Source organism: Amycolatopsis sp. NPDC054798, assembly GCF_053611505.1.
Genome location: NZ_JBSHAM010000096.1, coordinates 14240 through 29666, shown reverse-complemented (window position 1 = coordinate 29666; position 15427 = coordinate 14240). Strand labels below are relative to the sequence as shown.

14 protein-coding genes are annotated in these 15427 nt (G+C 70.6%); 4 read left to right on the top strand and 10 right to left on the bottom strand.

Annotation, left to right across the window (positions count from 1 at the left end; genetic code table 11):
* Positions 1–418: 418 nt before the first annotated feature.
* The 5 genes from ACWGIC_RS37325 to ACWGIC_RS37305 all read right to left on the bottom strand — a co-directional run bounded on the left by ACWGIC_RS37325 (position 419) and on the right by ACWGIC_RS37305 (position 5517).
* A complete protein-coding gene (locus ACWGIC_RS37325) occupies positions 419–988 on the bottom strand; it encodes a TetR/AcrR family transcriptional regulator (RefSeq protein ID WP_452080653.1) in 570 nt (189 codons plus the stop codon).
* Positions 985–2880: a YhgE/Pip family protein gene (locus tag ACWGIC_RS37320; protein ID WP_452080655.1), complete on the bottom strand. Its 1896-nt coding sequence runs from the start codon at positions 2878–2880 to the stop codon at positions 985–987. The genes ACWGIC_RS37325 and ACWGIC_RS37320 overlap by 4 nt, the downstream gene beginning before the upstream one ends.
* A 26-nt stretch (positions 2881–2906) precedes the next feature.
* Positions 2907–3635, bottom strand: coding sequence for an ATP-binding cassette domain-containing protein (locus tag ACWGIC_RS37315; RefSeq protein ID WP_452080654.1), 729 nt, complete (start codon positions 3633–3635; stop codon positions 2907–2909).
* Between the two features lie 107 nt (positions 3636–3742).
* Positions 3743–4636 carry a GNAT family N-acetyltransferase gene (locus ACWGIC_RS37310; RefSeq protein WP_452080652.1) on the bottom strand — a complete coding sequence of 298 codons (894 nt, stop codon included), beginning with the start codon at positions 4634–4636 and terminating at the stop codon, positions 3743–3745.
* 17 nt (positions 4637–4653) lie between these two features.
* The gene (locus ACWGIC_RS37305) at positions 4654–5517 is read right to left on the bottom strand and encodes a class I SAM-dependent methyltransferase (protein WP_452080651.1); all 864 of its coding nucleotides are present in this window, start codon (positions 5515–5517) and stop codon (positions 4654–4656) included.
* A 345-nt stretch (positions 5518–5862) separates the two neighbouring features.
* On the opposite strand from ACWGIC_RS37305, the gene rpsA reads away from it, so the two are divergent.
* Complete coding sequence (gene rpsA / locus ACWGIC_RS37300) at positions 5863–7356, top strand: 30S ribosomal protein S1 (RefSeq protein ID WP_101439322.1); 1494 nt, start codon at positions 5863–5865, stop codon at positions 7354–7356.
* 113 nt (positions 7357–7469) lie between these two features.
* Here rpsA and ACWGIC_RS37295 read toward each other — a convergent pair whose 3' ends face one another.
* On the bottom strand, positions 7470–8102 hold the full coding sequence (locus tag ACWGIC_RS37295) for a TetR/AcrR family transcriptional regulator (protein WP_452080650.1): 633 nt from the start codon (positions 8100–8102) through the stop codon (positions 7470–7472).
* 166 nt (positions 8103–8268) lie between these two features.
* On the opposite strand from ACWGIC_RS37295, the gene ACWGIC_RS37290 reads away from it, so the two are divergent.
* Positions 8269–8709 (top strand): OsmC family protein, encoded by a 441-nt coding sequence (locus ACWGIC_RS37290; RefSeq protein WP_452080649.1) that lies wholly within the window; start codon positions 8269–8271, stop codon positions 8707–8709.
* Between the two features lie 100 nt (positions 8710–8809).
* Here the strand turns inward: ACWGIC_RS37290 and ACWGIC_RS37285 are convergent, their stop codons facing one another.
* The gene (locus tag ACWGIC_RS37285) at positions 8810–9031 is read right to left on the bottom strand and encodes a hypothetical protein (RefSeq protein ID WP_116205130.1); all 222 of its coding nucleotides are present in this window, start codon (positions 9029–9031) and stop codon (positions 8810–8812) included.
* Between the two features lie 215 nt (positions 9032–9246).
* On the opposite strand from ACWGIC_RS37285, the gene coaE reads away from it, so the two are divergent.
* Together coaE and thrS are read left to right on the top strand one after the other, a co-directional pair.
* On the top strand, positions 9247–10431 hold the full coding sequence (gene coaE, locus ACWGIC_RS37280; RefSeq protein ID WP_452080648.1) for a dephospho-CoA kinase: 1185 nt from the start codon (positions 9247–9249) through the stop codon (positions 10429–10431).
* Positions 10432–10608: 177 nt separating this feature from the next.
* Positions 10609–11817 (top strand): threonine--tRNA ligase, encoded by a 1209-nt coding sequence (thrS, locus tag ACWGIC_RS37275; protein ID WP_452080647.1) that lies wholly within the window; start codon positions 10609–10611, stop codon positions 11815–11817.
* 99 nt (positions 11818–11916) lie between these two features.
* Here the strand turns inward: thrS and ACWGIC_RS37270 are convergent, their stop codons facing one another.
* The 3 genes from ACWGIC_RS37270 to ACWGIC_RS37260 are packed head-to-tail and all read right to left on the bottom strand — an operon-like array spanning position 11917 to position 15394.
* The gene (locus tag ACWGIC_RS37270) at positions 11917–12543 is read right to left on the bottom strand and encodes a response regulator (protein ID WP_452080646.1); all 627 of its coding nucleotides are present in this window, start codon (positions 12541–12543) and stop codon (positions 11917–11919) included.
* Entirely contained in the window at positions 12540–13871 is a 1332-nt protein-coding gene (locus ACWGIC_RS37265; protein ID WP_452080645.1) for a sensor histidine kinase, read from the bottom strand. Before ACWGIC_RS37265 ends, ACWGIC_RS37270 begins: the two co-directional genes overlap by 4 nt.
* Positions 13868–15394: an ArnT family glycosyltransferase gene (locus tag ACWGIC_RS37260; RefSeq protein ID WP_452080644.1), complete on the bottom strand. Its 1527-nt coding sequence runs from the start codon at positions 15392–15394 to the stop codon at positions 13868–13870. Before ACWGIC_RS37260 ends, ACWGIC_RS37265 begins: the two co-directional genes overlap by 4 nt.
* Between the last annotated feature and the right edge of the window lie 33 nt (positions 15395–15427).

Sequence of the window (15427 nt, the reverse complement as noted above, 5' to 3'; positions counted from 1 at the left end):
CCCTGCACCCCGATACGAAGCCTTCTCTGCGGTTCGGGGGTGATTGTCAAGGCATCTTTCCCGCCTTGACAACCACCCCCGAACCGTCAGCACAATCAGCTTCGGGGTGCCCCCAACTCACCGGCTGCAATGTCGCCGCCAGGCGACGAGCCAAAGAGGTTCACCCTCCCACCTGCCCAGTCAGCGGTACCCCCGTAACAGCCACCCCACTTAGCGTGACCCACGCAGGAGTAAGACCAACCCGGAAGGACCGAGCAATGATCAAGCGCCTGTTCCAGACAGTCCTGCGGCACGGATGCTGCTCCGCCTGCACCGGCAAGGGCTGTGGCTGCTGCGCCAACTGCCACTGACCCGCACCCCAGGGGCCCGGCACCCAAGCCGGGCCCCGCCTCACCGATCACCCGTCACCCGGGGACCGTCACCGCTTAACCCCCCGAATCAGCAACATCACCGACCCCAGCACATCCGCCCGTGCCCGAGCCGGATGAAACACCTGCCAATCCAGCGCCACCACCAGCATCGTCCCGAACAACCCCGCCGCCGCGGTCGCGATGTCCAGCCCCTCCGGCAACCGCCCCGCCGAATCCAGCCTCTCCAGCTGGGCCTTCACCACCGCGATCAGCTCCTCCCGCAGCAACGCCAGCGTGTCGTGCCACCGCCCCGGCGTATGCCACAGCTCGCTCACCACGATCTGCGAGAACCCCGGATACTCCGCGATGAACTCCAGCGTCGTGTCCACCTGCGCCTCGATCACCGCCAGCGGATCGTCATCCGTCCCAGCGGCCCGCAGCCGCCCGGCGAGCAGATCCACCCCGAACCGGAGCAGCGCGTCGACGAGACCGTCCTTCGACCCGAAGTTGTAGTAGACGGTCCCCTTGGCGACCCCCGCCTCGGCCGCGATGTCGTCGACCGTCAGCCCGACGAGGCCGCGGCTGGCCGACAGCCGCAGGGTGGCCTCGAAGAGCTTCCGTTTGGTCGTTTCTCTCACAGGCTCAGCTCGGGCTTGAGCGCCGAGACCGACCACTCCCGGTGTTTGCGAGCCGCGAGAGTGGACAGCAGGATCCCGCCGACGAGGTACGCGGCCAGCACCCCGACGTCACCGAGGATCTGCATCGACGCGCCGGTGTAGAGCAGGTGCCGGAACCCGTCGATGGCATACCCCATGGGCAGCACGATGTGCAGCGGATACAGCGCGTCCGGGATCGTCTGCCACGGGAACGTGCCGCCCGCGCTGACCAGCTGCAGCACCAGCAGCACGAGCCCGAGGAACTTGCCGACCGCGCCGAAGAGCGCGTTCAGCGCGTGCACGATCGAAGTGAAGGCCAGCGACACCAAACAGGCGAAGCCGATCGCGCCCAGCGGATGCGCCACGTGGATGCCGACCAGCCAGGTCACCGCGGCGAACAGCACGATCACCTGCGCCAGCCCCAGCACGGCCGAGGACAGCCAGCCGCCGAGCGCGACCCGCAGCGGCGACGCGCCGGCCGTGAGGGCGCGCTTGGACAGCGGGCGGAGCAGCAGAAACAGCACGAACGCGCCGATCCAGGTGGCCAGCGAGATGAAGAACGGCGCGAGCCCGGCGCCGTAGGTGCCCGCCGACGCCACGCCGTTCGACGTCACCGCGACCGGGTCGGCGATCGTGTTCGCGGTGGCGGTGCGGGTCGGGTCGTCCGGGTTCGGGATCTGCTTCAGCCCGGACGCCAAGCCCTCGTGCAGCTTCGCCGAACCGTCGGCGAGCTGGTCGGTGCCGGTGACCGCGGTCTTCTCGCCGTCGTCGAGCTTCGCCGCGCCGTCGCGCAGCTTGTTCGCGCCGTCGGACGCCTGCGCGATCCCGTTGGCCAGCTGCGGAGAGGCCGACGCGAGCTGATGCGCGCCGTCGGACACCTGCCGGGCGCCGCTGGAGAGCTTCTGCAGATCGCCGTTGGCGGACTGGATCTTCCCGTTCGCCTGGCCCGCGTCGGACCGCAGCTGGTCGTACTCGGACAGGATGGAGTTGGCGACGGTCTCCGACATCCCGGAGTCGCGCAGCTTCGCGGCCAGCTGGGTGCGGTAGTTGTCGATCCGGCTCATCACGTCGGCCGAGGCGGACGCGGCCAGCGAGCCCGCGTTCGCCACCTTCTGGTTGCCGTCGGCCACCTGTCCCGCGCCGTCGGCGAGCTTCTGCGTCTGGCTCGGCAGCTGCGCGGTGCTCGATTTGAGCGTGCCCAGCCCGGTGGCGAGGCTGGCCGACCCGGTCGCGAGCTGGCTCGCCCCGTCGGCCAGCTGGTGCTGTCCCGTCTGGAGTTTCGCCGCGCCGTCGGCGAGCTGTTTGGCCCCGTCGGTGGCCTCGGAGATCTTGCCGTAGATGGTGGAGAAACCGACGAGGAACTTGTCCGCCGCCTCGCTGCCCACCTTCTCCGCGATGGTCTTGCGGACCTGGTCGGCGACCTGTTTCGCGATCGTGCCGGCCAGATAGTTGTTGGCGTCGTTGGTGGTGAGCGTGATGGTCGCCTGCTGCGGCTCGAAATTGCCGGACGACAGCAGCGCCTTGGAGAAGTCGTGCGGGATGCCGATGGCGAACGAGTACTTGTCGTCCCGCACGCCGTCCCTGGCGTCCTTTTCGGACACTTGGTGCCACTGGAAGGTGCCGGACTTCACCAGTTCGTCGGTGACTTCGCGGCCGACGTTGCGCTCGGCCCCGTTGGAGTCCTTCGCGCCGGCGTCCTCGGTGAACACCGCGGCGGGCAGCTTGTCGAGCCGGCCGTACGGGTCGTAGTTCGCGTAGAGGTAGAACGACGCGTACAGCAGCGGCACCATGACGAGCGCGAACATCGCGAGCTTCGGCAGCGTCCCGGTGGACAGCCTGCGCAGCTCGTTGCCCGCGATCCGGAACGCGTTCAGTCCGCCGGCCCGCTTGTGGGGGGTGGTCATGCCCGGTCTCCCTCGGAGTTCTCGGTTTCGGCGGTCAGTTCGGCGGTCTCCGGGAGCTGCCGGGTCTGTTCGGCCTCGGCGGGTTCCGGCGGGGCGTACAGCCGGACCGGATCCGGCTGCTCGGCCTCGCCGACCTTCGCGGGCGGGCAGGGGAGCGCTGACTCCGGCGTCGTCGGGGCCAGCACCGCTACCGCGAACCCGCGGGCGGCGTGCTCCCTCGCGACAGCGGCCCAGGTCTCGACATGGCTGGTGTGCCGGTCGGGTGCGTCGAGGACGAGCACGCGCACCCCGTCGCGTTCGGCCGCCAGCGCGGTGAGCAGCCGGATGCGCAGCGCGGGTTCGAGATTCTCGAACCGGCTGTCGGCATACGGCGCCGCGTCGTGCTGACTGAGCCAAGCTGTGACAGCATCCTTGCTGGAAGGACGGTGTGCGAGCGCCAGCTCTTCGCCGGTGACGACGCGCAGCGACAAGGCCTCGTCCGGCTCGCTGACTCCCGGCGAGTCCACCACGGCCACGAGCCGCCGCAGGTCTCCCTCCGGATCGGCGGTCACGGTGCCGGTGGTCGGCTTCAGCCGCCCGGCCAGCGCCAGCGCCAGCGCGGTGATGCCGACGCCCGGTTCGCCGTGCACCACGGTGAGGCAGCCCTCCTCGACGGTGAGCGAGGTTGGCGGCAACAAGGGGCCGTGGGGACCCTTCAGGGACACCCGGTCGGCACGGACCTGCACAGGACACACTCCACGGATTTTGAACTGACTAGTCAGTTCAAAAGTTAGACCCGGCCTGGAGGGCTCGGCAAGGCGGCTCGCCGGACGTCACACCAAAGAGCGGCGGTTCAGCGCAAGGCCCACGCTGGGTGCGCTTCCCAGGACGTCCACAGCGGCCGGTAGCCCTGCCGGTGCCAGAACACCGACGACAGGGGATTGGTCGGGTTGTAATAGAGGTAGGTGCCGGTCGCGCCCTGGTTCAGCAGCTCGCGGTGCGCGCGGGCCATCAGCGCCCGGCCGATCCCGCGGCCGCGGCTGGCCGGGGCGGTGACGACGTTGTTCACGTAACCCCAGCGTCCGGACGGCAGCAGTTCGGCGGCCTCGTTCCCGGGCGCGGATTCGACCCAGTCGCATTGCGCGAGCGCCGCCACCTCGCCGTCGACCTCGGCGAGCCAGGTCGCTTTCTCGCCGAGCGCGCGGCGCAGCGCCGGGCCGAGCAGTTCCGCGGTCTGCTCGCGTTTCCGGTGTGCGACAAGGCCGGTGTAATCGAACGTCGCCGTGCACAACGCCAGCGCGGCGGGATAGTCGTCCGGCCCGGCGAGGCGGATCGACGCGTCGGCGGAGATGTCTTCCGGTGCGACGGCGGGGCGAACCGCCAGCGCGGACAACGGAACCAGCCCGTGGTCGAGAAAAGCCCGGATGGCTTCGGCGTCGCGGCTCGGCCAGTTGACGACGCACGCCGAATCGGAACCCGGCGCTTCAGTGTCCACATGGGACCGCAATGCGCCGAGCAGCGCGTCGAACGCTTCGGTGCCCGCCGTTTCCGGATCCGGGAACAGCTGCCACACCTCGGCCGCCGACCACAGCAGGGGAGCGTCGCCCCGCCCGTGCCGACAGTGCTGGAGCAGCGCGGAAACCTGCCCGCCGGACGCGGTCACGGCACGCAGCCGGTCGCCGCTCGCGAGCGGGACGGGCGGCGGCAGGAGCGGGTCGAGTTCGGCGAATCGGCCTGCGGAGCTCACCGGCGCAGCGTAGCCGGTCAGTCGCGGCGCGTGCGGAAAATCGCGGTGCCGGGGAACAGCCTGCCGCGCAGCGGGCTCCACTGGCCCCAGGTGCGCGTGTGGCCCGGCGGCCACTCCGGCTCGACGAGGTCTTCCAGCGCGAAGCCCGCGGCGGCGAGCGCGCGGACGTAGTCGCCGAGCGTGCGGTGGTATTCGACGTAGGTCGCCGTGCCGTCGTCGTCCACCTCGACGTACGGCGTGCGGTCGAAATACGGCTGGGTCGCGGTGAGCCCCTGCGGCCCGGGATCGTCCGGGAAGATCCACCGCATCGGGTGGGTGACCGAGAAGACCCACGGCGCGCCGGGGCGCAGCACCCGGCGCACTTCGCCGAAGACTGTCTCCAGCGAAGGCACGAAGGGGAGCGCGCCGAACGCGGAGCACGCGATGTCGAAACTGGCCGCGGCGAACGGGAGCCGCTCGGCGTTCGCCTGCACGAGGGGGACCGCCGCGCCGGTGCGGGCGTTCCCCTCGCGGGCGTGCCGGAGCATGCCGCCGGACAGATCGGTGGCGACCGGTTCGGCTCCGGCGGCGGCGAGCCAGCGCGAGCACGCGGCCTGCCCGCAGCCGACTTCGAGCACGCGCTTGCCGTGCACGTCGCCGAGCAGGCGCGCGTCCTCCTCGCGCACGCCCTCCGGGCACCAGACGAAATCGGCGTCGCCGAGGAATCCGCCGTGGGTCGCCTGGTAGTCGTCGGCATCCGCGTCCCACCAGGCCAGATTCGCCGCTTCCGCCTCGTTCCCGCCGACTTCGCGGTGGGCGACGCCGACGGTGCCGAGCCGCTGCTCGGCGCTCGCGTGGCGGTCGCCGGACAGGGCCTCCGGGGCCGCCGCGGGCTCGGGCATGCCGGTCTCCTCTCCCGGTGCGGCCGGCTGGGCGCGGGGGAATGCCCGGACCGGCGGAAACGTTGTGCAGAACGTACCGGGAGCAGAGGGGGGCCCTGATTGTGTCCCCCGGACAGGCCCGCGTACGATACGTGTTAGCGCAGTGGGGTTCGCGCTGCCTGGGTGACTACCCACCGGGGCCGCGCATCGTCAGCGGGTCATGCCGCGGTCGTTCACTGGTGGAACGTTTGGTCGCCGGACGTTTGAGCAGGGTCGCCGCATGCCATCGCCGCGGCCCGCCGCGTCGCACTGCCGGTAGCCAACTGCACACACCTACGACACCCATCCACCGGAGCAACCCGCCTAATGACCACCGACACCGCCACCGCCCCGACCGCCCCGACCGGGGCCCCGCAGGTCGCCATCAACGACATCGGGTCGGAGGAAGACTTCCTCGCGGCTATCGACAAGACGATCAAGTACTTCAACGATGGGGACATCGTCGAGGGCACCATCGTCAAGGTCGACCGCGACGAGGTCCTGCTCGACATCGGGTACAAGACCGAGGGCGTCATCCCCTCGCGCGAGCTGTCCATCAAGCACGATGTCGACCCGGCCGAGGTTGTCGCCGTCGGCGATGAGGTCGAAGCCCTCGTTCTCCAGAAGGAGGACAAGGAAGGCCGTCTGATCCTGTCCAAGAAGCGCGCGCAGTACGAGCGCGCCTGGGGCACGATCGAGGAGCTCAAGGAGAAGGACGAGCCCGTCAAGGGCACCGTCATCGAGGTCGTCAAGGGCGGTCTCATCCTGGACATCGGCCTGCGCGGCTTCCTGCCCGCGTCGCTGGTCGAGATGCGCCGCGTGCGCGACCTGCAGCCGTACGTCGGCCGCGAGCTCGAGGCGAAGATCATCGAGCTGGACAAGAACCGCAACAACGTGGTCCTGTCCCGCCGCGCCTACCTCGAGCAGACCCAGTCCGAGGTGCGCAGCGAGTTCCTCAACGCGCTCGCCAAGGGCCAGGTCCGCAAGGGCGTCGTGTCCTCCATCGTCAACTTCGGCGCCTTCGTGGACCTGGGCGGCGTCGACGGCCTGGTGCACGTCTCCGAGCTGTCCTGGAAGCACATCGACCACCCGTCCGAGGTCGTCGAGGTCGGCCAGGAGGTCACGGTCGAGGTCCTGGACGTCGACATGGACCGCGAGCGCGTCTCGCTGTCGCTGAAGGCGACCCAGGAAGACCCGTGGCGCCAGTTCGCCCGCACCCACGCGATCGGCCAGATCGTGCCGGGCAAGGTCACCAAGCTCGTCCCGTTCGGCGCGTTCGTCCGCGTCGAGGAGGGCATCGAGGGCCTGGTGCACATCTCCGAGCTGGCCGAGCGCCACGTGGAGATCCCGGAGCAGGTCGTCCAGGTCAACGGCGACGTCATGGTCAAGGTCATCGACATCGACCTCGAGCGCCGCCGCATCTCGCTGTCGCTGAAGCAGGCGAACGAGGGCGTCACGCCGGAGACCGAGTTCGACCCCACCCAGTACGGCATGGCCGCCGAGTACGACGCCGAGGGGAACTACATCTACCCCGAGGGCTTCGACCCGGACACGCAGGAGTGGCAGGAAGGCTTCGACAAGCAGCGCGAGGAGTGGGAGCGGCAGTACGCCGAGGCCCACACGCGCTACGAGCAGCACATGGCCCAGGTCAAGAAGGCCGCCGAGGCCGACGCCGAAGCCGCTGCCGACGCTGCCACCGGCATCGAGGGCGGCGACCAGAGCTACACCTCGTCCGCCCCGGTCGAGGCGAAGAGCGGCGGCACGCTCGCCAGCGACGAGCAGCTCGCGGCTCTGCGCGAGAAGCTGTCGGGCGGCGCGTGAGCGTTGACTCGCTGAGTTTCTGACAGTTTCGGCCCCGGTCCGCACGGACCGGGGCCGAACTGTTTTCCGGGACTATTTCTTTCGAGCGCCGGGCGCGGATCGGCGGGCGAGGATCAGGCGCGCAGCCCGAGCCCGTCGATCGTCGCGCGCACGCCGCGGCGGTACATCGTTTCGTGCGCCGACGCGGACGGGTCGAGGAACCAGTCGTCGAGCGGGCTTTGCGAGCGGATCGTCAGCTCGACGCTCACCAGTCCGTGCATCGCCGTCCAGAGCAGGTATCCGCATTCCTGCGCGACGACGCCCGGCGGGCAGACCAGCGCGATTTTCGCGACGAACTCGGCGAAACTCGTGCGCAGCACTCCCGACCGCAACGCCGGATCCGGGTCGTAGTCGTGCACCGACCGCTCGAACATCAAGCCGTAGCGGGCCGGGCTCTCCAGCGCGAACCGGCGGTAGGCCAGCGCGACCTCGACCAGATCGGCGACCCCGTCGCCCTCGGACCGCGGAACGGCGCGCAGTTCTTCGCCCAGCAAGTCAAAAGCACGTTCGTACAAGGCGTCCAGCAGACCGGTTCGGCCGCCGAAGCGCGTGTACACCGTGATCGTGGACGCCCCGGCCTGTTCCGCGACCGCGCGCACGGTCAACCCGGCGACGCCGCGTTCGGTGAGGACAGTCAGGGCCGCGTCGAGGAACCGGCCGCGATGGTGCTGCTCCGCCGGCCGTGTCGAGAGATGCCGGGTGGCCATCTCCCACCCCCTTTTGCCCGTGCTCCGCGGGAAGCGCGTCCGCGTCTCGCAAGCAGAAGATACGATATTCACGGCTTCTTGGGAACGTCGTTCCGGAGCGCCCGGACCGTCCACAAGCGACCGCCCGCACCGAGCAGGTCGTGCCGAGCAGAAGGAATCCGTCCTCATGACCCAGCCGGAACCCGGCACTGTCGTCGTCACCGATGCCGGGAGCGGCCGCTACACCCAGCGCGTCACGACCGCCGGCCACGAATTCCTCGCCGACGAACCGGCGAGCGCGGGCGGCGCCGACGCCGGTCCCACGCCGTACGACCTTCTGCTCTCCGCGCTCGGCACCTGCACCTCGATGACGCTGCGGATGTACGCCGACCGCAAGGGAATCCCGCTGACCCGCACGACCGTCCGGCTCCGGCACGACCGGGTGCACGCCCGCGATTGCGAGCGCTGCGAGACCGAGGTCGGGCTGATCAGCCGGATCACCCGGGAAATCTCGCTGGAAGGCGATCTCGACGACGCCCAGCGCGCCCGGTTGCTGGAGATCGCGGACAAATGCCCGGTGCATCGCACGCTGAGCCACGAGATCGCGATCGAAACCCGCGAGGTCTGATCCACCGGTCCGTGAAGGGCTCCTTGAGGGAATCAGATTCCCTCAAGGACTCCTTCACGACCAGCGCGGGCGGTGGAGGGGTTGGGTCAGCCGCGGAAAGTCAGGCGCGTTCCAGCGAAACCGAAGGCACCCAGGCGCGTTCCAGTGCCGCCTCGCGGGCGCGACGACGGAGACCGGCCAGGCTGTGCTTCGCGGGCACGAGCAGGGCGCTGAACCACGTGCGCCGGTACTCCGCTAGTGCGTCCGAGACCTGGCGATAGGCGACGCAGTGCACCAGGCCCGGGGTGCCGAGCCGGTGCTTCCCGACGTGCTTCTCCGCCATTGTTCCTCCGTGTGGGCGACCCTTCCGCCGCGCACGGTACGCACTCGACCCGCGAAAACAGCGCAAGCGCGCGGCGTGTCACCCACATCAGTCCGGCTACGCCCGAAAATGTGCTTGCGTTTACGCGGAGGGTGTGCGGGTACCCGTGCGCTTGCACGTGCAGGGGGTCCGGTGTCGCCTGAGCGGGTGATCGGCGGTCTCGTTAAGGTGTGGCCATGCTGCGAGTGGGCCTGACGGGCGGGATCGGTGCGGGAAAGTCGACGGTGGCGAACCGGCTGGCCGAACACGGGGCGGTCGTCATCGATTCGGACCGGATCGCGCGCGAGGTCGTGGAGCCGGGCACGCCCGGGCTGGCCGCGCTGACCGAGGCGTTCGGCGAGGAGATCCTCGCCGAGGACGGGTCGCTCGACCGACCCGCGCTCGCCGCGCGCGCGTTCGCGGACGACGAATCGCGCAAGCGGCTGAACGCGATCGTGCACCCGCTGGTCGGGCAGCGCACCGGCGAGCTGATGGCTGCCGCCGCGGCTGACGCGGTGGTGGTGCACGACGTGCCGCTGCTCGTGGAGAACGACCTCGCGCCCGCGTATCACCTGGTGCTGGTGGTCGACGCGCCGGTGGAAGTGCGGGTGCGCCGGCTGGTCGAGGCGCGCGGCATGCCCGAGGACGACGCCCGGGCGCGGATCCGGGCGCAGGCCGCGGAGGAACAGCGCCGCGCGGTCGCCGACGTCTGGCTCGACAACGGCGGCACACCGGACATCGTGCTCGCCGAGGTGGACGCGTTGTGGGCGGACCGGCTGGTGCCGTTCGAGGCGAATCTCCGGCTGCGCAAACCGCGTCCGCCTGCCTCGCCGGTGATCTCGCCCTACGACACGAGCTGGCCGCTGCAGGCCGAACGCCGGCTGGCGCGGCTGCGGCAGGTCGCCGGGTCGCGGCTGGTGCGCGCGGACCACATCGGGTCCACCGCCGTGCCGGGCCTGCCCGCCAAGGACATCCTCGACCTTCAGCTCACAGTGTCCTCTTTGGACGATGCGGACGCGCTCGCCGACGCGCTCGCCGACGCCGGTTTCCCGCGCCGCGAAGGCGAATGGTGGGACGATCCGCAGGACGGCGACGGGAAGTGGCTCAAGCGGTTCCACCAGAGCGCCGACCCGAAGCGGCCGGTGAACCTGCACGTCCGGTCCACTGAAACCCCGGCGTGGCGGCTCGCGCTGCTGTTCCGCGACTGGATCCGCGCGCACCCGGAGGAGCGCGACAGCTACGCCCAGGTGAAGGAAGAGCTGGCGCGCAAGCATTCCGCGGACGGCACGGTCGAGCAGTACGCGGAGGAGAAGCAGAGCTGGGTCAACGCGGCGTTCGTGCGCGCGGAGAAGTGGGCCGGGCAAAGCGGCTGGAAGCCCTGAACCGGAAAACCAGATGCGGTCCCGCCGGACGCGGGGTTACCGTTCGCGGCATGAAGCGCGCCCAGTCCACGACGACGCCGGATCCCGTCCCGGCGCGCTGAACACTGCCATTCGAGCCCGGGGCGAGTGCCCCGGGCTTCGCCGTGCGCTCGCCTCGCCGTCTGCGAGGAGACCGCCATGCCCGACCACCGCAAACTCGGCCGCGAACTCGGCCTGTTCGGCAGCGACCCGCTGATCGGGGCCGGACTGCCGTACCTGCTGCCCGACGGCGCCGCGATCCGGCACGTGCTGGAGGAGTACGTCCGCGAGGTCGAACGCCGCGCCGGCTACCGGCACGTGTCGTCGCCGGTGCTGGGGAAACGCGAACTGTACGAGCTTTCCGGCCACTGGGCGCACTATCGCGACGACATGTTCCCGCCGATGGATCTCGGCGGCGAGCAGGTCGTGCTGCGGCCCAGCCTGTGCCCGCACCACGCGCTGATCTACCGCTCCCGCGCGCACAGCCACCGGGAACTTCCGGTGCGGCTGGCCGAACTCGGCGGGATGTACCGCGCCGAACTGTCCGGGGTCCTCGGCGGGCTCAGCCGGGTGCGGGCGATCCAGCTGAACGACGCGCACATCTTCTGCGCTCCCGAGCAAGTCGCCGCGGAGGTGCGGAGCGCGCTCGCGCTGATCCGCCGCGTGTATCGCGATCTCGGCCTGAAACCCGCGCGCTACCGCCTTTCCTTGCCGGACAACCGCGGCAAGTACGCCGGGGCGGCCGAAGCGTGGGAACGCGCGGCGGCAGTGCTCGTCGACGCGCTCGACGGCATCGAGTACGAACGCGGTCCGGGCGAAGCCGCGTTCTACGGGCCGAAGATCGACGTCCAGATCGCCGACAGTTCCGGCCGCGAGTCGACCCTGTCCACCGTGCAGGTCGACCTCCACCAGCCGGAGCAGTTCGGGCTCGAGTACGTCGGCCCGGACGGCCGTGCGCATCGGCCGGTGCTGGTGCACCGCGCGGTGCTCGGCAGCCTGGAACGCGTGCTGGCGCAGTTGATCGAGGAACACGGTGGCGCGTTCCCGCCGTGGCTGGCCCCGGTGCAGGTGGCCGTGCTTCCGGTCGGCGACGCGGAACTCCCGGCGGCGGAAGCGGTTGTGGAGCAGGCGATGGACGCTGGGCTGCGAGCCGAGGTCGTCCCGGCGGACCGGGGAAGCCTGGGCGCACGCATCCGCGACCGGCGGTTGGTGCCGTACCAGGCGGTCGTCGGCGCGAGGGAGGCTGACGCGGAGCTGGTCGCGCCTCGGCTCCGGGAGGGTCGCAGGCTGGATCCGTTGCCCGCCAAGGAATTCGTTGCCGAGGTGGCGGCCCGGGCAGAGTCCCGCTCCGAAGCTCTGTGGAGCTGAAGCGCCCCAATGCCACTTTGGGTGCGTCAGACGCACCCAAAGTGGCGTTCGGTGCGTCGCACGCACCCAATGCCACATTGGGGCGCTTGACGAGCGGGGTCAGGAGCCGAGCAAACCGCGTTCGAAAGCCACCGCCACCGCGGCCGCGCGGTCCTTCACGCCGAGTTTCGCGTACGCGTGCAGCAAATGCGTCTTCACCGTCGCCTCGCTGATGAAGAGCTTCTTCGCCGCTTCCTTGTTCGTCGACCCGCGCGCGACGAGGCCCAGCACCTCGATTTCGCGCTGGGACAACGGTTCCTGGGCCGGTGCGCGCATCTGGCCCATGATCCGGCTCGCGACGGCGGGGGAGAGGACCGCCTCCCCGCGGGCGGCGGCGCGGACGGCGCGGAACAGTTCCTCGCGCGGCGAGTCCTTCAGCAGATAGCCGGTCGCCCCCGCCTCGATCGCGGGCAGCACGTCGGAATCCGTGTCGTAGGTGGTCAGCACGAGCACCCGCGCCGGGTTGCCGAGGCGGGCGAGTTCAGTGATCGCGGCGACGCCGTCGGTGCCGGGCATGCGCAGGTCCATCAGCACGACGTCCGGGCGCAGGGCCTCGGCGAGCGTGACCGCCTCGGCTCCGTGCGCGGCCTCGCCCAGCACCTCGAAACCGCGTTCGCCGGTGAAGATGCCGCGCAGCCCGTCCCGGACGATCGGGTGGTCGTCGGCGATGAGCAGCGTGATGGTCATGAGGCCCCCTCGGTCGGATCCAGTGTCGCAGCCGGGACGGCGGGCAGGCGCACCGAGATCGCGGTGCCGCCGCCCGGTTCGGACTCGACGTGCAGGGTGCCGGCGAGCCGTTCCGCTCGCCGCCGCATGCCGGGCAGGCCGTGCCCGCCTTCGGCCGACGGAGGGCACGGCGGGTTCGCCAAGTCGAAGCCGACCCCGTCGTCGCGCGCGTCCAGCGTCACCTCGTCGCCCATGTAGGACAGGGTGATCCCGGCTCGGCCGGCCCGCGCGTGTTTGGCCACATTGGACAGTGCTTCCTGGGTGATCCGCAGCAGAGTGGCCTCCAGCTCCGGATGCAGCGGGACGGCGGTCCCGGTGGCCGAGAATTCCGCGGGCACGCCGGTGCGTTCGCTCCACAGCCGCGTGACCTCGGCGAGCGCTTCGGGCAGCGTCGCGGTTTCGAGCGGTTCCGGGTTCAGCGCGTCGACCGAACGCCGGGCCGCGGTGAGGTTCTCTCGCGCCAGCTGGGTCGCGGCGGCGAGGTGGCGTTCCCATTCCGCCGGGTTGGCGCGGGCCTGCGCGGCGGCTTCGAGCTGGGTGATGATCCCGGTGAAGCCCTGCGCGAGCGTGTCGTGGATTTCCTGGCTCAGCCGCTGCCGCTCGTCGAGCACGCCCGCCTCGCGCGCCTGCGTGAGCAGCTGCCGTTGCAGCCCGCGGTTTTCCGCCTCGGCCGCCGCCAGCTGGTCGAGCATCTGCTTGCGTTCGGCGTTCTGCTTGCCCACGGCGGCGAAAACCGCGCTGCCGCCGCCGATCGCCACGGTCTGCACGACCACCACCGTGCCCCAGATTCCCGGCGAGACGGACAGCGCGTGGATCGGCCCGCCGAGTGTCATCGTGTTGATCAGCAGCGACGTGATGCCGACGCCAAGGAACGCGAGCGGCATCGGCCTCATCCGCATCGCCGCGAAGAACCCGTAGATCATGAAGATGACGAAGTACGTGTCGCGCGACTGAAGGATCGAGCCGAACGTGACGACCCCGGCGAACACCGCGGCCGCGGCGAGCGGGTGGTCGCGCAGCTTCGCCCGCAACGCGACAGTGGTCAGCCCCAGCCAGGCCGCGGCCCCGGCGGCGAGCAGCAGCGTGGTGGTCCGGTGTCCGGCGGTCTGGTCGCCGAACAGCGCGCTGAGCAGCGTCGGGACGATCAGCAGAAGCCACGCGATCGCGGTCTCGGCCCAGGAGAACCAGCGGTGCCAGCGCACTGGCGGATCGCCCGGGTCGGGCGTCACGGGCGGCATCATCGAACCCCGCCAGTCGAGTTTGACGTCCCGGACGTCCTCGAATCTCATGCCTTGAGGTCCTTCAGCTGCGGCCAGATCCCGGCCCAGCTGCCGGTCCGTCCTTCGAGCAGCCAGATCGGCATGTGCCGGCTGGAATTCGGGATGCCCAGCCGGTTGTCGACCTCGCCGACGACCCGCGCGGACCGGAAGTGCGCCGCCAGCTTCGCCGGTTCGCGGCCGACGAACAGCACGGTGTCCGCATGGTCGTCCGGCCGCCCGAAGTACCAGAAACCGCGGCTGGCGCTGTACGCCTCGGGCAGGCCCTGTTCCGGCCCGTACCGGCCGAGCGCGCCGGCCTGCCAGTACCCGCCGGTGACGAGCGTGGTGCGGGTCCGTTCCTCCGGCGGCAGCGCGCGGTATTGCTTGGCGACGGACGCGGCCAGATCCGGCCAGCCGTACTCCTCCATCGCGTACGCCGGGCGCGGTGCGTCCGGATGCTCGACCAGCCACTGTTCCGGCCACACCGGAAGTGCGTAGGGGAGGCTGTACAGCGCGGACAGGACGAACATCGGCCACGTCGGCACCCAGCGCCACCACAGCGCGGGCCTGCGGTCCTGCAGATGCACCGCCGCGGCTGCCCACAACAGGCCGAAAGTGCCCGCCGCGTAATAGAAACGGCCATTGCCGATCAGGAAGATCGCGAAGACGCCGAGCGCGGTCCAGCCGAGGAACCGGTACGCGCGCAGCCGGGCACTGCCGAGCAGCACAGCCAGTCCGTACAGCACTCCCAGCGCGCCGATGACCAGACCGGCTCCGGCGAGCAGCGCGGGCACGAACATCGCCCGGCCGCCCGCCTCCTCGACTTCGCGCGACACCGCGTCGCCCATGCCGAGCTGCGGCCAGCCGTTCGCGGCCTGCCAGAGCAACGTCGGGACGCACGCGAGCGCGGCGATCGCCGCGCCCAGCCACAGTTTGGGGCGGCGCACCAGGTCTCGCGGCCCGAACACGAGTGCGGTGATCGCGGTGACCGCCCAGAACCCGCCGAGCAGGAACTTCACGTTGAGCCCGACCGCTGTCGCCACGCCGAGCCACAGCAGCAGGTTGTCGTCTCGGGTGCGGATCCAGCGGACCAGCAGCCACAGCACGATCGTCCACAGCAGAGGGTCCACAGTGGACGTCGCGAGGTAGTGGCCGCTGCCGACGAACTGCCCGCAGATCGCGTACGCCGCGGCGGCGCGGGTCTGCGCCTTGCGTTCGCCGCCCATCTCGCGGGCGATCAGCGCGGTGAACACCACGCCCGCGGCGGTCGCCAGGATCGCCGGGATCCGGAACACCACGAGCGAGCCGGGTGCGATCGAGTCCGCCAGCCAGGCGAGCCACGGCAGCACCGGCGGCTGGTCCGCATAGCCCCACGCGAGGTGCTTGCCCGCGGCGAGGAAGTACAGCTCGTCGCCGAAGTAGCCGTAGCGGCCGGCGGTGGCGAGGAGTACGGCGGCGGTTCCCGCGGCGAGCAGGAAAACCGGCCGCCGGGCGAACTCGGCGAGCGCACGGTCCGGCGTGCTCGGTGCGGTGGCCGCGGTCACGGCATCCATCCTGCTCCCTGTCGGCGAATCGGGGGCTGGCCT